The sequence below is a fragment of the Proteus vulgaris genome (assembly GCF_023100685.1).
In the GTDB taxonomy this organism is placed as follows: domain Bacteria; phylum Pseudomonadota; class Gammaproteobacteria; order Enterobacterales; family Enterobacteriaceae; genus Proteus.
Window position 1 is genome coordinate 3,742,267 of record NZ_CP090064.1, and the last position, 16,623, is coordinate 3,758,889.

Below are 16,623 nucleotides of genomic sequence, written 5' to 3' on the forward strand. Positions count from 1 at the left end.
TCATTCCCTCACTTGAGCGGCGAATTTTTACGTTCGATGCTATAACGTTCAATTTCTTTATAAGAAACTGTTTTAGATTTACGTTTTTTCACATCGACGAGCGTTACCCTGTCAGTACAGGAATAGCAAGGGTCAAGGCTACCGATAATCAATGGCGCATCGGATACGGTATTTCCTTGCAACATATAACGTAATACAGGCCAGTTAGCATAAGTCGCTGCACGACAACGCCAGCGGAAGAGTTTTTGGTTATCACCCAACATACTCCAGTGAACATCTTCACCGCGTGGTGCTTCTGTAAAGCCCAGTGCAAATTTATAAGGTTGATAAGTAAAGCCTTCCGTTAATAAAGGCCCTTCTGGCAGGTTATCTAAGGCATATTCAATCATTGCCATTGAATCCAATACTTCTTTAATACGCACCATCACACGAGAGAATACATCGCCACCTTCATAACTAAAAAGAGTGAGAGGGAGATTGCCATAATCGGCAAATGGATGGTCAAAACGCACATCACGTTTAAAGCCACTCGCTCTGATCATAGGGCCTACAGGGCTAAAATCACGAGCCACTTTCTTATCTAAAATACCTACGCCGACAGTACGCTGTTCCATATTAGGGGTTGATAGAAGTATATCTACCAATTCAGTGACTTCACGACGCATTTCTCTAACTAGTTGAATAGTTTTAAGGCGCTGATCTTTTAAGATATCGCGACGAATACCACCAATTAAGTTTAAGCCATACGTTTTACGTGCGCCGGTGAGCATTTCTGCAATCTGCATTGATTTTTCACGAATGCGGAAAAATTGCATAAAGCCAGTATCAAAACCTGTAAAGTGACTCGCTAAACCAATATTTAATAAATGGCTATGAAGGCGTTCAACTTCTAATAAGATTGAACGAATGGTATGCGCACGACGAGGCACTTCAATACCTAATGCATTTTCAACAGAAGTCACATAGGCCACACTGTGAGTGAAACCACAGATACCACACACGCGATCTGATAAAAATGTCACTTCGTTATAACCCATTCGGGTTTCAGCCAGCTTTTCCATACCACGGTGAACATAGAACATGCGGTAATCTGCATCGACAATATTTTCACCGTCGACAAATAAACGGAAATGTCCAGGCTCATCTGAAGTAATGTGCATAGGACCGATTGGTACAACACGCGCATCTTGCTTACCTTCATTCACAAAAGGGTAAGTCTCAACTTCTGTCGTTGGAGCCGGACGTTGACGATAATCCATCGCATCTTTACGCAATGGATACATCTCTTCAGGCCAGTCATCTGGAAGCACTAAACGACGCTCATCAGGTAAACCAACGGGAATAAGGCCATACATATCACGGATTTCACGTTCACCCCAGACAGCAGCTGGCACTCGCGGGGTTACAGACGGAAATTCTAGCGTAATTGGACTAACATGGGCTTTAACTACAACCCAACATTTTTCACCCTCTTCCATTGATAATGCGTAGTACACGGCATAATCCCCGTTTAAACTACGTTCGTCATTACCAAATAAAACCGGCAACCAACCGCCTAAGCCGTAATACAAGTATTCCACCACTTCAGGGAGTGATTCTGTTTTTACTGTTATCGTCAATTGATCAGCGGTTTGTCGCTCTTCATCAAGAACAGCTGATGGGAATTTTTCACGAACTTTGGCAACATAATCTCCACCTAGTTCTTTTCCCTCTTTTCTACTGACATAATTTTGGTAGCTCACGTTACATCTCCTGAACTGATGTGGATTGATTGCTGATTAAAGTTGTTGGCCATGCATAATTTGGTGATTCATTTTTATCAATATTCATCACGATATTAGCGGCATTTTCTAACAGCTCGCTGACAGGCTTAGGAATGTGAGTTCCCATTAACAACATAAGGGCAATCAAAATGACCATTGGTAATGTGGTTAAGATCCCCAGTTCACCTTTAGCAACAACATCAGGTTTTGGACCAAAGACGGTTTTCGCCACCATACGAACTAATCCACCTAATACTATGGTTAATAACAATAATAGTAGAATAGTTAAACCTATGTGCTGAGAAGCTAAACCTGCCACAACAATCATAAATTCACTGATAAAGACGTTGAAAGGAGGCATACCCCCTAACGCTAACGCACCACCAGCAAAAAGAGCCGCACTTAATGGCATCACTTTAAACATGCCTTTTACGACATTTAAATCACGTGTACCGTATTTCAATAGCACATTACCAGAGCCACAGAACAACAGTGCTTTCGCTAAACTATGGTTTAAAGTGTGGAATAAAGCCGCCAAAATACCGATTGGTCCGCCAATTCCTAACGCGACGGCAATTAATCCCATGTTTTCCACACTGGAATACGCTAAAAGACGTTTCATATCGCGCTGAATAAGAATAAAGAAAGCCGCGATAGCAACAGAGAGGAAACCAAAGATTAACAGTAAGTTACGTGTGAACTCAGTGCCAATAGCAGCATCGATAATGATGTAGTAACGAATAATGATTAATAGAGCACAGTTCAGTAACACTGCCGATAACAAAGCACTGACTGGGCTTGGTGCTTCACTGTGCGCATCTGGTAACCAAGCATGCATTGGGAATAACCCCGTTTTGGTACCAAAACCGATTAAAATAAAGACAAAAGCTAAATGCATCAGAGTTGGGTCTAACTGGTCTGTATATTTCAACACTTCAGTCCAGAAAATGGCCTGATCTGGATCAGGCATAAAGCTTGCAGCATTGGCATAAACCAAAATAGTACCAAAAAGACCAAACGCGACACCGACACTACAGATGATGATGTACTTCCACGCCGCTTCCAAAGAAGAACGTTGACCATAAATTCCCACTAAGAATGCAGAGCTTAGGGTTGTTGCTTCAATGGCTGCCCACATTAAGATCAGGTTATTACTGGTGATCGCTAATAACATGGTGAATAAAAACAGGTGGAAGAAGCCATAGTAATTACACAAAGTACGTACTGAGATTTCACCCTCATCCACTTCGTGGCTCATATAGCCAATAGAATAAAGCCCCGTTAAAAAGCCAATAATGCCTAAGATTGCTAGGAATAATGCGCCTAAGCTATCAACGTGAACCCAATTAGCCGCCGCCAATATTTCGCCATGAGACATGACATCTGCCACAGTTCCTAATGCGGCGACTAACAAGACGGTGATACCAATTGCATGAGTGCCTGTCACAATAGGACGAGCACCCGCTTTTAATAACGGACTCAGAAACGCCAATATTGAAAATACCAACGGCGCAAACATTAAAATTGTTAACATGGTTGTTTGGTTCATCTCCTCACCCCTTCAGCGCGGTCAGTTGATCCACGTTCAGTGTGTTGAGCGTGCGGTAAATCTTACGAGCCAACACTGCCATCACAATCACAGCAAAGATGGCGTCAGTGGCGATACCGATTTCGACCAGTTCTGGTGCTCTCCAAGCTAATAATGCCAGTGTTAAGTGAGAGCCGTTTTCCATTAAGCAGTAACCAAAAGCTTGTTTTAGGATATTACGTTGAGTCACGATACAAAGTAGCCCCAACATAAAGTGCCCCAAAGAAACTGCGAGTGCAGGTTTCAAATCAACAACCATTGGTATTTGAATTGGCTCAACCACAAACCAGCTTAAAATGACGATAACAGCCGCCAGCAACATCAATAGTGCGGGGCTAATAACACTGATATTCGCACTAGGATCTGATAACTTACGGAATGCAAATCCTAAAATAAGTGGAACAAGCAGAACTTTAGTAAAGAAGGCGGTAATCGCCCAAAGTGTCAGTTGGTGTGCATCTAACGTATTAGCCAAGGTGACAAAAATCATCACCAAGACGAAAGATTGCAATGCATAGAACCAACAAGAAGCAATCGGCTTTTTCGCGCCAATTACCAATAGCGAAGTTATCATCATTAACCCCGCCAAATTGTTTACGATAAGTGCTCCAGTCATGATTTATCTCCCTTATCCTAGCCAAGTGACTGCGATAACACTGGATGCAAAGGACATAATAATCAGTATTCCAATGACAATTTGCATCGCCATAGGAACGGGTTGTCCTTCCTCAACTTCTTTACTTGGCTTGCCCGGTACAACACGACCAAACCAGTAGATAAACCAAGTGAAGCTAGCCACAGACTCAATCAGCACTAGCACCATAATTGGTGTCATCACCCAGAAAATACTCGACAGTTCAAAACCTGCAGCAAAAATTGGGAATTTACTAAAGAAGCCATTAAGTGGTGGAACACCTGCAATTGCCAATGCGGCGACACAGAACCCCACACCCAATAATGGATATTTATTAATTAACCCTTTTAAGCGAGGCAACATGCGAGTACCGCAGCTATAGCTCAATGCACCAGCAACTAAGAAGAACAAACTTTTAGCGAAGGCATGGTTAAAGATATAAGCAATACCCCCTTCAAACGCTTCGCGCGGTCCAAAGATAGAGATAGATAATGCGAGGAAGATATAAGAGAGCTGAGTAATGGTTGACCATGCTAACAGGCGTTTCATATCTTTTTGTGGCAGATACATCATAAAGCCATAAATCAACGTGATAACCGCCATAGTAATACCCACCCACCCAATAAGATGAGGGACATCTCCATCAGCTGACATAATCGCACGAGCAAAGATATAAACACCGACTTTCACCATTGATGCTGCGTGTAAGTAAGCACTCACAGGAGTTGGTGCTTCCATCGCATCAGGTAACCAAGCTTGTAGTGGTAGTTGAGCTGATTTACCCCAAGCAGCAAAGAGGATACCGCCAAACACAATCAGTTTGGTTGGTTCATCTAAGGTGGCAATGGCGGTTAATTCAAATGTACCCGTACTCACAAATAAAGTTGCTGCTGCGAGATAAAGACCGATTGAAGCAACGTGAGTGATCAACAACGCTTTCATTGCTGAACGGAGTGATTTTTCAGATTGGTAGTAACCGATTAATCCCCAAGAACATCCCCCTGTGATTTCAAAAAATAGGAGTTGCCCCAAAATAGTCGATGAAAGGACTAAACCAGCCATTGCTCCAATAAAAATCAGCAAGAAGGCATAATAGCGACGAGTACCATCATGTGGATGCTCACGGTTGCCGTTAGTCAGATAGCCAGTAGAGTAAAAACTCACTAACAATCCTAAGAACACAACAGCGAAAGCAATCAAAGTACTGACACGGTCAATGGTAAAACCAAAGAGCGCGACATCACCATATTGTACTAGCGTAATTGTGGTATCGACTTTACCTTCAGCGAGGAACTGCCAACCTAAAACAACCGTTCCTAATGTGGCTAATAAAGCGAACAGTGTACATAACCACTTCGCCATCCGATTTGGCATTAAGGACGTAATCAACGCCCCCGCAAATGGGATGAGTAAGGTCGCAAGAGCTATATTTTCCATTGTAATCATCGCTCCTTATAGACCGGTTAAATAGAAAACAAGAGCCAGTGCCGCAACACCGAATCCTAACCATGTCACATGGTGAGTCAGCAGGAAGCGACCACGCGCTAAACTGTTTTCAACCAATGACGCTAATACAAACACCACTAACAATTTCACTGCCATTAAAACTAACGCTATGATCAGTGCAATAAAGGTGAATTCTGTTGCTTTACCGAAAGGAATAAATATGGCTAAGAACAGTTCAGCCACCACGACTTGTTTTAAGCCAAGACCTAGTTTCACCATGGCAAAACCAGAGCCTGAATACTCAGTTAATGGTCCTTCTTGTAACTCCTGTTCAGCTTCAGCAACGTCAAATGGCATTTTGCCCATTTCGATAAATGCCGCAAAAGCACAAGCTAATAAGGCTAACAGTGTGGCTGTGGGTGATACCCAACCTTGAGCCAGTGTTGCACTGATGGTGCCAACGTTGGTTGAACCTACAATTAAAGCCACCACAATCAGCGATAACACTAAAATTGGCTCAACTAACACACCCAATGTTAATTCACGGCTAGCACCAATACCCGCAAATGGGCTTCCTGAATCCAGACCAGATAAAGAGAAGAAGAAACGATAAAGTGCAAACAAATAAATCAGTGCGATAAGATCAGCCGCACCTGCAAACAGTGACGTTGCAGTAAAGACGGGCAGTGCCATAGCAACCACTAACATACTTCCGAGTAACACATACGGCATCACTTGGAAGATCACACCAGATTGCTCGGGCGCTACTGATTGGCGTTTAAATAACTTAAAGATATCTCGATAATCTTGCAAAATTCCGGGGCCTCGACGCGAATGCATCTTGGCACGAATTGTGCGCGAAATACCTGTACATAATGGGGTTATCGCCAGCAAAAAGAGTGCTTGAATTAATGCGAATATTCCCATCATTAACGTAGGTGCTTCTTGGAAAGTCATAAGTCCCTCTCCTTACGCTGCGATGACTAAAAGCAAGATGACCAGCGCTGCGACAACGTAGAGACAATAGAGTCTGAAATCCCCGCCTTGTAGGCATTGGATACGTTTTGCAAAGCGTTGGATACCACGAACCAGAGGATAAATAATGCGTTCATCCCAGAATGGTTCGACCTTTTCAGCACCGAGCTGTGTTTTATTAAAACCACGAGACAGCAATGGAGATGGATCAAGTTGTTTACGCATACGATAAAGCGGTGCAAACATGCTACGTAATGCTTGAGTAAAGCCACCTGCTGATACTGCCATGTCTTTTTCCCATACATAACCACACGCCCAAGGGTTACCTTTACGACGAAACGCAGGTTGATTGCCCTTTAGGCCGAGATAAATCAGGAATGGAATAAGCGGTAAGGCAATTAATAAAACAAATGTTAATGCTGGAGAGAACATTGCTTGTGATGCGGTATCAGGAACAAGCATTGTGCCTTGAGTCACGGTTAATGCACTGGTTTCGCTAAGTGACATTGCAATGTTTGCAATAATTGGCGCAACAAAAGCAGCCCCAACACCTAATACAACACAGAATAGTGCTAATAAACCCATTGCAATCGTCATTGGTAAAGGCACTTCTTTCGCTTTTGTTGCTTGCTCGCTACGCGGGCCACCACAGAAGCTAACACCATAGACTTTAACGAAACACATGGCCGCTAATGCCCCTGTAATTGCCAACATAATAATGGCAATTGGACCACTTAAGCGCATTACAAAGTTACCTTCGTAACTCATCGAGAAAAGGGATTGATAGGTATACCATTCACTCACAAAACCATTTAATGGTGGTAACGCTGAAATCGCCATACAACCAATTAGGAAGGCGGTTGCGGTATAAGGCATTAGTTTTGCTAAGCCCCCCATTTTATCCATATCACGAGTGTGAATTTGGTTAATAATGGCACCGGCACCAAGGAATAATAATCCTTTGAACACCGCATGGTTTAATAAGTGATATAAAGCGCCTAATAGGCCAAGTGCTGCTATAACAGGATGATCGGTTGCCATTCCTACCATGCCAACACCCACACCCATTAAAATGATGCCGATATTTTCAACGGTGTGCCATGCGAGTAAGCGTTTTAAGTCATGCTCTGCTAAGGCGTACATAACACCTAATACAGAAGAAACAGCACCAAACCCAAGAACAACAATGCCCCACCACATTTCTGTGGCACCTAATAAATCGATACCGACTTTGATTATCCCAAAGATACCAATTTTAACCATGACACCTGACATTAATGCCGATGCGTGTGAAGGTGCTGCGGGGTGGGCTTTTGGTAACCAACTGTGTAATGGCAACATACCGGCTTTGGCACCAAAACCAAAGAAACCCAGTAAGAACACCACAGAGGCCATTGCAGGAGAAAGAGAGAGTTGACGGAATGAATCAAAATCAAGGCTACCACTTTCACGCCACATCAAGAAGAAGGCAATCATGATTAACACGGAGCCTGCGTGAGCGATAAAGAAATAAAGTAAACCTGCGTGAATAGATTCGTCATCTTGGTCAGCAATAACTAAGAACCAAGAAGCTAGTGACATCATTTCGAATAGGATAATAAAGTAGAACGCATTATCCATCACTACTAAGCCAACCATAGAAGCAATAAACAGATTCATAAAGAATCCCATGCTCCAAGCGCCACGTCCTTTATATTCTTGCACATAAGCAAGAGAATAAAGCGCGCACACACTGACCAATAATGAAATGACGAACACCATAAAGGCGCCTAACATATCCATGCGTACCACGAAGGCAGCAAATTCAAATGGGCCTGCCGCGGTAAATGTGGCGATTTCACCACCAAAAATAACCGGTAATGCACTTAAAACACCTAATACACCGCCGATGATTGCGCTGATCCCTGAAATAAGGATTGCCAACCCTTCCTGTCTCTTTAAAAACAGTGCAATAACGCCACCAACAACATACAGGATGACTGACCACAGCAGTAACTGAAGAGGTTCCATATTACTTCCGCTCCTGTGTCAAAGTAGATAAATCGTCAAGACTCGTAATAGGTTCCATCACAGAATCTAAGCGACGCGTTTTCATCTGCTCTTCAAGTTTGTCTTCTTCAACTAAATGCAATGCATCTGTCGGACACACCTTGACACAAGCAGGGCCTTCATCAGAGAAAGCACACAAATCGCATTTCACTGCAATTGCACGAATACCCACATTCCACGCAAGAAATGGGTTGGTTGTTGGAAGACTTGCTGGCACATCGGCCAACATCTCTTCTGGAACAAAATGTTCAAAGACAGCTGGTAAGTTAACGGGTTTGCTACCTGATGGTGTAATTGCCCCAAAGGGACAAACCAGACCACATAACTTACAGCCAATACACAGGCTCTCATTAAGAAAGATCATATTATCTTCATGAGTAATGGCATTGACTGGACACACGCGAGCACAAGGAGCATCCTCACAGTGCCGACAAAGCATCGGGGCTGTCTGATCCTCCACTTTTACCACTGTAAGACGCGGATGCGCCTGTAATCCCACAGCTTGGTGAACTTCCGAACAAGCTGCCATACAGGTATTACACCCTATGCATCGTTGTGGCTCTGCAATTACAAAGCGATTCATTCGCCACATCCTCCGAGAAAAACGTTTAACAGCATTACTGTCGTCAATTTTTCTTTAGATGAAGCATATTTCGTGCCAAGAGATGACTTATTTTATTTTCATTTAAAATCAATAAATTAAAAAACAGAAAGGAAACAAAAAATGACGTGTCGACAATTATGACGTTGACAGTAAGTGGTGAGTCCTAAACAACAATTTTGTCATCACTATGATGAGGTATCAAAAATAGCAGAGTACAAAGAAAAAAATAGCTGAATTATCTTTAGATAACTCAGCTAAGTTAAAATACGTAATATTAATATTTTCTTTTATAACATAAGATTAAGGCATTAAAGGCGATACCAGTGGTGTTCTTTCATCATTAACCACTTTACCAAAACGCTCACTGCCTGCATTCCAATCGGTGATTGCTTGTTGAATTTCTTCTTTGCTACGACCAATAAAATTCCACCACATCAAAATTTTTTCATTTAAAGGTTCGCCACCTAAGAAAAGAATTTGAGCATTATCACTTAGTTCAATCGTTAGTGATTCAGTGTTTTGTATTCCAATATAAGCAAGTTCATTCGCAGCAAAGGTTTCCCCTTCTATTGTCATTTCTCCAGTTAAGACAAAAAGCCCATATTCATATTTAGGATTTAATGATAAAGGAATCCGAGTAGCATGTTTTGCCATAATATCTATGCCAACCATGGGTAATAAACATAATACGGGGGAATTGTAGTTTTGATAATCACCGATTAGTAACGTGAAATCAGCGCCATCGGCTTGCCATTTAGGGAGATCAGGATAGTGATCAAAGCGCGGTGGCATATTTCTTTTATCTTTTGGTAGCACTATCCATAATTGTGCCAGATGAACTTCTTTTTTATCACCGTGACTATCTTCTGAATGGCTAATACCGTGACCTGCTGTCATTAAATTCACTTGTTGAGGTCGAATAACTTGCTGAAAGCCGAGGCTATCGCGATGCAAAATTTCCCCTTCTAACATCCAAGTAAAAGTTTGCAAGCCAATATGGGGATGTGGAGAAATAGCTAATTTATCGACAGTGTCATTAAAAACAGTGGGGCCTAAATGGTCGAGAAAACACCAAGGCCCAACTAATCGTTGTTTTTTATCAGGTAAAGCACGATAAGTTTCAATCCCTCCAACATCACGGGTTTTAGAGGTAATACGTAATGGGGCATTTACTGCATCAGAGTGTTGATGTTCCATTGTTCACCTACTTTTAATTTATTGTTAAGCCATAAAAATGCTTTATTTATTATCTAGTATAGATACTAGATCTTTATCTATTTAATAAGCAAAATATATCACTTAAGCAAAAAATAAGCCTGATAATTCAGGCTTATAAAAGTGAATAATAATAATGACTTAAATTTTATAAATTTTCTTTTCTATTTGTCTCATTGAATTTAAGCCAGATTGCAAATCTTCTGGTGTTGCTTCAGAAAAACCTTCTGTAAAGGTCGCTGACAAATAAGCATCAACCATCATTTTAGCTTTAAACGGTGTTATTAATAAGCCACCCATTGCCATCATATTACAGTTATTAATGATCTTACAAAAACGGGCTGTCGTGATACTTTCACATACACCACAATAAACATTTTTATGTTTATTCGCACTAATGCTCCCCCCCATTCCTGTACCACAGAAAACAAAGCCAATATATTCAGGATGTTCAGAAATAATTGAGCCTACTTTATCACCTACATCACAATAGCCAATAGGGCCTGATTCTGTGAGATCTTTTATTGTGTAATTTTTTTCTAACAAATACGTTTTAATCGTATTTTTAAGTTCAAATCCTGAAGGGTCAGCGCCCATAATAATCGTTCTATTTTCCATATAGCCTCCTAAAATAACTCAAGCACTACTGGTAAATATAACTAATTGATAATATTCAAATTTAAAATAAATTTAAAGACTATTATTTATATTTAACCTACATAAAGTATAGATTAAAATTCTATTACTTGTGTTTAAGTATGGGGGATTTACAAAAAATAAGAAGAAATAAAGAAATGGAAATTCATTCCATAAAAAAAGTATTTAACCTATAAAATAAGTTAAATCTTTTATGTCATAAATTGAATTGATAAAAAAATAAAAGAGATATATCAAAGTAAATGTCTATATTGAAAGGGTTTCCCTAGTACAACTAAAATATAAAATAAAGATCAATAATATTACAGGATTAATGTTTTTATCTATACTCTTCAATATCTCTTAAAGGAAAGTCAAAAAACTTAAAATAAATATTGCTGTGGATTATCTTTACCAAAACAACCTACACATTCATTCTAAGAAAATGGTTATTTTTTACCAATTCCAATATTGAATAGAGCATTCATTTTTGGCATTTAAAATATAATGAAGGGATAAATAAATTAGGAACAAAATAATAACATAAAAAATTAAATAATGCAGTAATACAAATTAATCAATTTTTTAGAAAGAAAATAGTATAGTTTATTCAATTATTATAAATTAAAACAAAAAAATACCGCAGATAGTTAACATTATCTGCGGTAATTAATTATTGTACTTAACGTTGTACTCAGTAAAATAATCTACGCGATTATTTTACACGTGATACGTATTCGCCTGAACGAGTATCAACTTTGATAACTTCACCAATTTGTACAAACAGTGGAACCTTAACAACAGCGCCAGTGCTTAATGTTGCTGGTTTACCACCTGTACCTGCGGTGTCACCTTTCAGACCTGGATCAGTATCAACGATTTCTAATTCAACAAAGTTTGGTGGAATAACAGCAATAGGACGATTATCCCACAGTGTTACGATACACTCAGCTTGGTCGATCAACCATTTAGCATTATCACCAACAGCTTTTTCGTCTGCAGCTAATTGTTCGAAAGTTTCGTTGTTCATGAAATGCCAGAACTCACCGTCGTTGTACAGGTAAGTTAAGTTGATATCCATGACATCAGCACCTTCTGCTGAATCAGTAGATTTAAATGTTTTTTCCAGTAATTTGTTAGAGATCAGTTTACGCAGACGTACACGAGCAAATGCCTGACCTTTACCAGGTTTAACAAATTCACATTCAGTAATGACGGCTGGCTCGCCATCTAACATGATTTTAAGACCTGAACGAAAATCGTTGGTATTATAAGAAGCCATGAATATCCTCTAACTTTTTTAATTTAAAATGGCATAGCCAAAAAATGGCACACATTGTAACTCATAATCACCCCACCAGAGAAGTCTGGTTAACACAACTCGCGCAGGCAATCAGTGATCCTGTTGAATTACTCCAACTTTTAGCATTGGAACATCACGCTGATCTCCAAAAAGGGGCTCAGGCGCGACGGCTTTTTCCGCTACGGGTTCCCCGTGAATTCGTTGCACGCATGAAAAAAGGCGATCCTAACGATCCATTACTTTTACAAGTATTAACTGCAAATGCTGAATTTACCATAACACCGGGATTTTCTACGGATCCGTTAGATGAGCAACAAAATGCGGTGCCAGGTTTATTACATAAATATCAGAATCGTGCATTGCTTCTGGTCAAAGGTGGTTGCGCTGTCAATTGTCGCTACTGTTTTCGTCGTCATTTTCCCTATGAAGACAACAAAGGAAACAAGGCTAATTGGCAAAAGGCAATAGAGTATATCAAAAATAACCCAAAACTCGATGAAATCATCTTCTCTGGGGGCGATCCTCTTATGGCGAAAGATGATGAGCTTGATTGGTTAATAACACAACTGGAAGCGATCCCTCATCTTAAACGTTTACGTATCCACTCTCGCTTACCTGTGGTTATTCCTGCTCGCGTCACTGATGCACTATGTCAGCGTTTACAACAATCACGTTTGCAAAATATTATGGTACTGCATACCAATCACGCTAATGAAATTGATGACGCATTGAGAGAAGCCTGTTTAAAGCTAAAAAAGGCCAATGTCACTTTATTAAATCAAGGTGTGTTATTGCGTGGGGTTAACGACAGTGCTGAAGTCCTTGCCGATTTAAGTCGTGCCTTATTTGATGCAGGTGTTATGCCTTATTACTTGCATGTTCTAGATAAAGTACAAGGTGCGGCTCACTTTATGGTGCCAGACAGTGAAGCTAGAGAAATTATGAAAGGGCTTATGAGCTTAGTATCAGGTTATATGGTGCCTAAACTCACGCGTGAAATTGGTGGTGAACCAAGTAAGACGTTACTTGATTTAGGGTTACGTCAAGAGTGATCCCTGATGCTAACCGATACTATTTACGTTTAGATTATATAATTAACCCAACATAATCACACAAAAGTGACTACACTATAAAGATAGGTTTGGTGGTGATTTTCATAAAAATCATTTATCTAATTAAGTTATGTTCACTTTCTTTCATTATGAAAAAGCACCTTCTTGGGTGCTTTTTTGTCTTTTAAATCAGTGAACACTTAAATAGTATTGAGGAGAAAATATGAACATAATGGTAATCGGTGCAAAAGGGCGAGTTGGGCATAAATTAATTGGAACACTATTAATTAATGGGCACCATGTCATCGGAACTACCAGAAAAATCTCACACTCATCTAAAATCAAAGATTCACATTATCGTGAAATTGAACTAGATATCACAAAACCTTTGTCTTCCATTTCTCATAAATTCCCTGAAAATTTAGATGCCATCTATTTTACAACAGGCTCTAGAGGGGAAGATCTATTACAGGTTGATCTACATGGTGCTGTAAAAACCATGCAAATTGCCATGGAGAAAGGTATAAAAAGATATATCATGCTTAGTGCAGTAAATTCTTTATTACCTGATAAATGGACCACATTAGTTGATTATTTTACTGCTAAATATTTTGCAGATCTTTATCTGATCAATCAGACCAACCTCGATTACACAATAATTCAAGCTGGTTATTTAACTGAACACTCAGGAACACATAAGATCTGCACAAAAAAAGAAGAAATACCCGCTGATGGCGAAATATCTATTGATAATGTAGCGTTAACGCTTGCTGAAATTTTAGATAAGAAGAATACCTTTAAAAAATGTATTCCAATATTAGATGGTGATATCGAGATAAAAGAGGCTATTAAGCAGATCTAAATACTCAATAGAATTTGCCCTTAATAATAAAAAAACAAACCTGACCCCAAAGAAAAAAGTATTGAGGTCAGGTCTTGGTACTTAAAAAGTAACCACGTATTCAATTACTGACACTTATAAACTTGCCCACTCATTTTGCTATCTAATGGTGCAAAGCTATCAACAAAGCTACCTGCGCCAGTACCAACGTTAAAAATAACGTTACCACCCATTGAGGCTGCTTTATTACGTAAGTCGTTAGCAGCACCTCGCAGTGATTGGCTTTCAGTACGGGAACCTGATAACCAGTTATTTTGAACACCTGTCACTGTTCCTAATAATTGGCATTCACTGCCTGGTTGCGTATCAGTGATTTGTACCTGTGAGCCAGCAGTGCTTAATGTGTTTGTTGCAGAACAGCCTGCTAATAACAACGCTGCAGCAGCTCCCAATAACAATTTAATTCGCATGATCCCCTCATTTATTTGAGTGTCCGTTTAGTCAAGACAACAATATACCTTGTCATCCCTCTTATGCGCAAAAATAAATCATTATTACTATCTCACATTAGCCAATAGCCTTAAGATATTATTTTCGCTTTAAACTTATTTTAACGTATAAATTCGGCTTTGAGATAGACAAAGCAACAATGCCCCTATTCTACACCGCTTTTATGCTTTTAAAATGATCTGTCCTATTTTCAGCCTACACAGTGCGAGAATGAACACACTATTTGTTCATTTTTTAAAAATCGTCAGACAATCAATCATCATCTGACGATAATATTGGCCTAAATTAACTCAAATGATGATTCAGCGCTTCTTCTTTTAAATCTAATTCATGACGTAAACGATGATAAATATGTTCACTAATATGACGAGATTTACGCAGTTGTTGCAATGCATCACGTTCAACCTTTAATGCACTACGAGATAATTTTCGCTCCATACTAAACAAGCGCTTAAGATCAAGCGCACCTTCTTGCACACTATCTTCACTATCAAGGCGGCGACTGTAGATCTCTAATAAATGAGAGCCTGCTTCTATGCGTAGCGACATTTCATCTAAGTCTTCGCAAGGTTGATTCATTAATTCATTGATATGTGCAATTGCTGCTTCATTTAAGGCTAAACGTGTACGAATTTCATCATCCTCATATGGTAAGTCTTCTGAGAGCCCTTTAGTTAAAATCGGCAATGCGATTGTTGCGATTAATAATGAGCAAAGAATAACTCCCATAGCAATAAAGATAGCGAGATCACGCGTTGGGAATGGCGAGCCGTCAGTCATTAATAAAGGAAGTGTTAAAATACCAGCTAATGTAATTGCACCTCTCACACCAGCAGTTGCCATAATCGCCATTAAACGCAGATCATGACGAGATAAACGTTTATTAGGTGAACGAAAAACGGTAAGTGACATTGATACCCAAACCCATGTAAAACGCAGTACAGCAAGTCCTACAGTGATCACGATAATGTAACCTAAAACAGCCCAAGGGTTAGTAGCCCCAGCGGATTGCGTCACTTCAGGTAAAATTTTCCACATTGCCGGAAGTTGTTCACCTAATAAAATAAAGATCATGCCGTTAAGTGCAACTTGAACCGTATCCCAAACCGCTTTACTTTGCATACGTGTGGCCGCTTGCATACGGCCAACAATTTTTTCATAGTGCATTGTAATACCTGCAACCACTGCAGCTAAGATCCCCGATACATGGAAATGCTCTGCCAATAAATAGGCAAAAAATGGCATTAATAAACTAATCAAAATTTGGATTGCAGGATCTTCACCAGTGCGTCTCACCAAAAACTGATTAAACCGCCCTATAATACCTGCCACAATTAAACCAATTGCCGCCCCACCTAAAGCCACAACTAAAAATTGTCCTGTTGCTGAAGCAATAGAAAAAGATCCCGTTAATGCAGCCGCAACCGCAAAGCTAAAACAAACTAAACCTGTTGCGTCATTAAGTAACGATTCCCCTTCTAAAATATGCGTCATACGAGAAGGAAGTGGCGAATTTACAGTCATTGCAGATACTGAAACAGGATCGGTTGGAGACAAAATTGCTGCTAAAGCAAATGCAATCGCAAGCGAAATAGAAGGAATAAGCCAGTGAATAAAAAAGCCCATGCCAATTACGGTGACAACCACTAAACCGATCGCCAATGACATAATAGGTTTAATTTCTTGAAATAGTGCCTCTTTAGGGATACGCCACCCATCTAAAAATAGAAGCGGTGGAATAAAGAGGAACAAAAAAAGATGTGGATCAAAAGCCACCTCAAAACCAAAAATCGACAAACAAGCCCCTACAGCTATTTGGATCAATGGCAGAGGAATTTTTTCTGACAATAATCGTGAGATAAACACACTCACAATCACAGCAAAAAGAAAAATAAGTACAATCGCGACGACAGACATGGTGGATACCCCAATTTATTTAATTATTTTTAAGCGATGCAGTAAAAACGATCTGTTGTCTCGTTGTAAAGAAATAAGTTGTTTCTAATT

The 16,623-nt window shown here is 39.9% G+C and carries 14 protein-coding genes; 2 read left to right on the forward strand and 12 right to left on the reverse strand.

The genetic code is table 11. The features are described from left to right. Nucleotides 1-8 precede the first annotated feature (8 nt). The 10 genes from LW139_RS17845 to efp all read right to left on the reverse strand — a co-directional run bounded on the left by LW139_RS17845 (nucleotide 9) and on the right by efp (nucleotide 12,192). Nucleotides 9-1,742 carry an NADH-quinone oxidoreductase subunit C gene (locus LW139_RS17845; RefSeq protein WP_166539981.1) on the reverse strand — a complete coding sequence of 578 codons (1,734 nt, stop codon included), beginning with the start codon at nucleotides 1,740-1,742 and terminating at the stop codon, nucleotides 9-11. A 1-nt stretch (nucleotide 1,743) separates the two neighbouring features. After that, the gene (locus LW139_RS17850) at nucleotides 1,744-3,312 is read right to left on the reverse strand and encodes a hydrogenase 4 subunit F (protein WP_247850319.1); all 1,569 of its coding nucleotides are present in this window, start codon (nucleotides 3,310-3,312) and stop codon (nucleotides 1,744-1,746) included. 4 nt (nucleotides 3,313-3,316) lie between these two features. Further along, entirely contained in the window at nucleotides 3,317-3,967 is a 651-nt protein-coding gene (hyfE, locus tag LW139_RS17855; protein WP_036934333.1) for a hydrogenase 4 membrane subunit, read from the reverse strand. 12 nt (nucleotides 3,968-3,979) lie between these two features. After that, the gene (locus LW139_RS17860) at nucleotides 3,980-5,431 is read right to left on the reverse strand and encodes a hydrogenase 4 subunit D (RefSeq protein ID WP_109408334.1); all 1,452 of its coding nucleotides are present in this window, start codon (nucleotides 5,429-5,431) and stop codon (nucleotides 3,980-3,982) included. A gap of 6 nt (nucleotides 5,432-5,437) precedes the next feature. After that, a complete protein-coding gene (locus tag LW139_RS17865) occupies nucleotides 5,438-6,388 on the reverse strand; it encodes a respiratory chain complex I subunit 1 family protein (RefSeq protein WP_036934336.1) in 951 nt (316 codons plus the stop codon). 12 nt (nucleotides 6,389-6,400) lie between these two features. Further along, nucleotides 6,401-8,416 (reverse strand): hydrogenase 4 subunit B, encoded by a 2,016-nt coding sequence (hyfB, locus tag LW139_RS17870; protein ID WP_109408335.1) that lies wholly within the window; start codon nucleotides 8,414-8,416, stop codon nucleotides 6,401-6,403. Nucleotide 8,417: 1 nt separating this feature from the next. Continuing rightward, on the reverse strand, nucleotides 8,418-9,038 hold the full coding sequence (locus LW139_RS17875) for a 4Fe-4S dicluster domain-containing protein (protein WP_072069038.1): 621 nt from the start codon (nucleotides 9,036-9,038) through the stop codon (nucleotides 8,418-8,420). 321 nt (nucleotides 9,039-9,359) lie between these two features. Next, entirely contained in the window at nucleotides 9,360-10,256 is an 897-nt protein-coding gene (locus LW139_RS17880; RefSeq protein ID WP_166539979.1) for a pirin family protein, read from the reverse strand. A gap of 159 nt (nucleotides 10,257-10,415) precedes the next feature. Beyond that, entirely contained in the window at nucleotides 10,416-10,892 is a 477-nt protein-coding gene (locus tag LW139_RS17885) for an RpiB/LacA/LacB family sugar-phosphate isomerase (protein ID WP_247850320.1), read from the reverse strand. 733 nt (nucleotides 10,893-11,625) lie between these two features. Next, a complete protein-coding gene (efp, locus tag LW139_RS17890) occupies nucleotides 11,626-12,192 on the reverse strand; it encodes an elongation factor P (RefSeq protein WP_006536168.1) in 567 nt (188 codons plus the stop codon). 44 nt (nucleotides 12,193-12,236) lie between these two features. Between efp and epmB the strand changes: the two genes are divergently transcribed. After that, the gene (epmB, locus tag LW139_RS17895; protein ID WP_109408339.1) at nucleotides 12,237-13,265 is read left to right on the forward strand and encodes an EF-P beta-lysylation protein EpmB; all 1,029 of its coding nucleotides are present in this window, start codon (nucleotides 12,237-12,239) and stop codon (nucleotides 13,263-13,265) included. Nucleotides 13,266-13,488: 223 nt separating this feature from the next. Continuing rightward, a complete protein-coding gene (locus LW139_RS17900; RefSeq protein WP_247850321.1) occupies nucleotides 13,489-14,127 on the forward strand; it encodes an NAD(P)H-binding protein in 639 nt (212 codons plus the stop codon). A 104-nt stretch (nucleotides 14,128-14,231) separates the two neighbouring features. Here LW139_RS17900 and LW139_RS17905 read toward each other — a convergent pair whose 3' ends face one another. Both LW139_RS17905 and LW139_RS17910 read right to left on the reverse strand, forming a co-directional pair. Continuing rightward, nucleotides 14,232-14,576 carry a DUF4156 domain-containing protein gene (locus LW139_RS17905; protein WP_166539977.1) on the reverse strand — a complete coding sequence of 115 codons (345 nt, stop codon included), beginning with the start codon at nucleotides 14,574-14,576 and terminating at the stop codon, nucleotides 14,232-14,234. Nucleotides 14,577-14,901: 325 nt separating this feature from the next. Further along, nucleotides 14,902-16,533, reverse strand: a complete 1,632-nt coding sequence (locus tag LW139_RS17910) for a Na+/H+ antiporter (RefSeq protein WP_247850322.1) — start codon at nucleotides 16,531-16,533, stop codon at nucleotides 14,902-14,904. Nucleotides 16,534-16,623 lie beyond the last annotated feature (90 nt).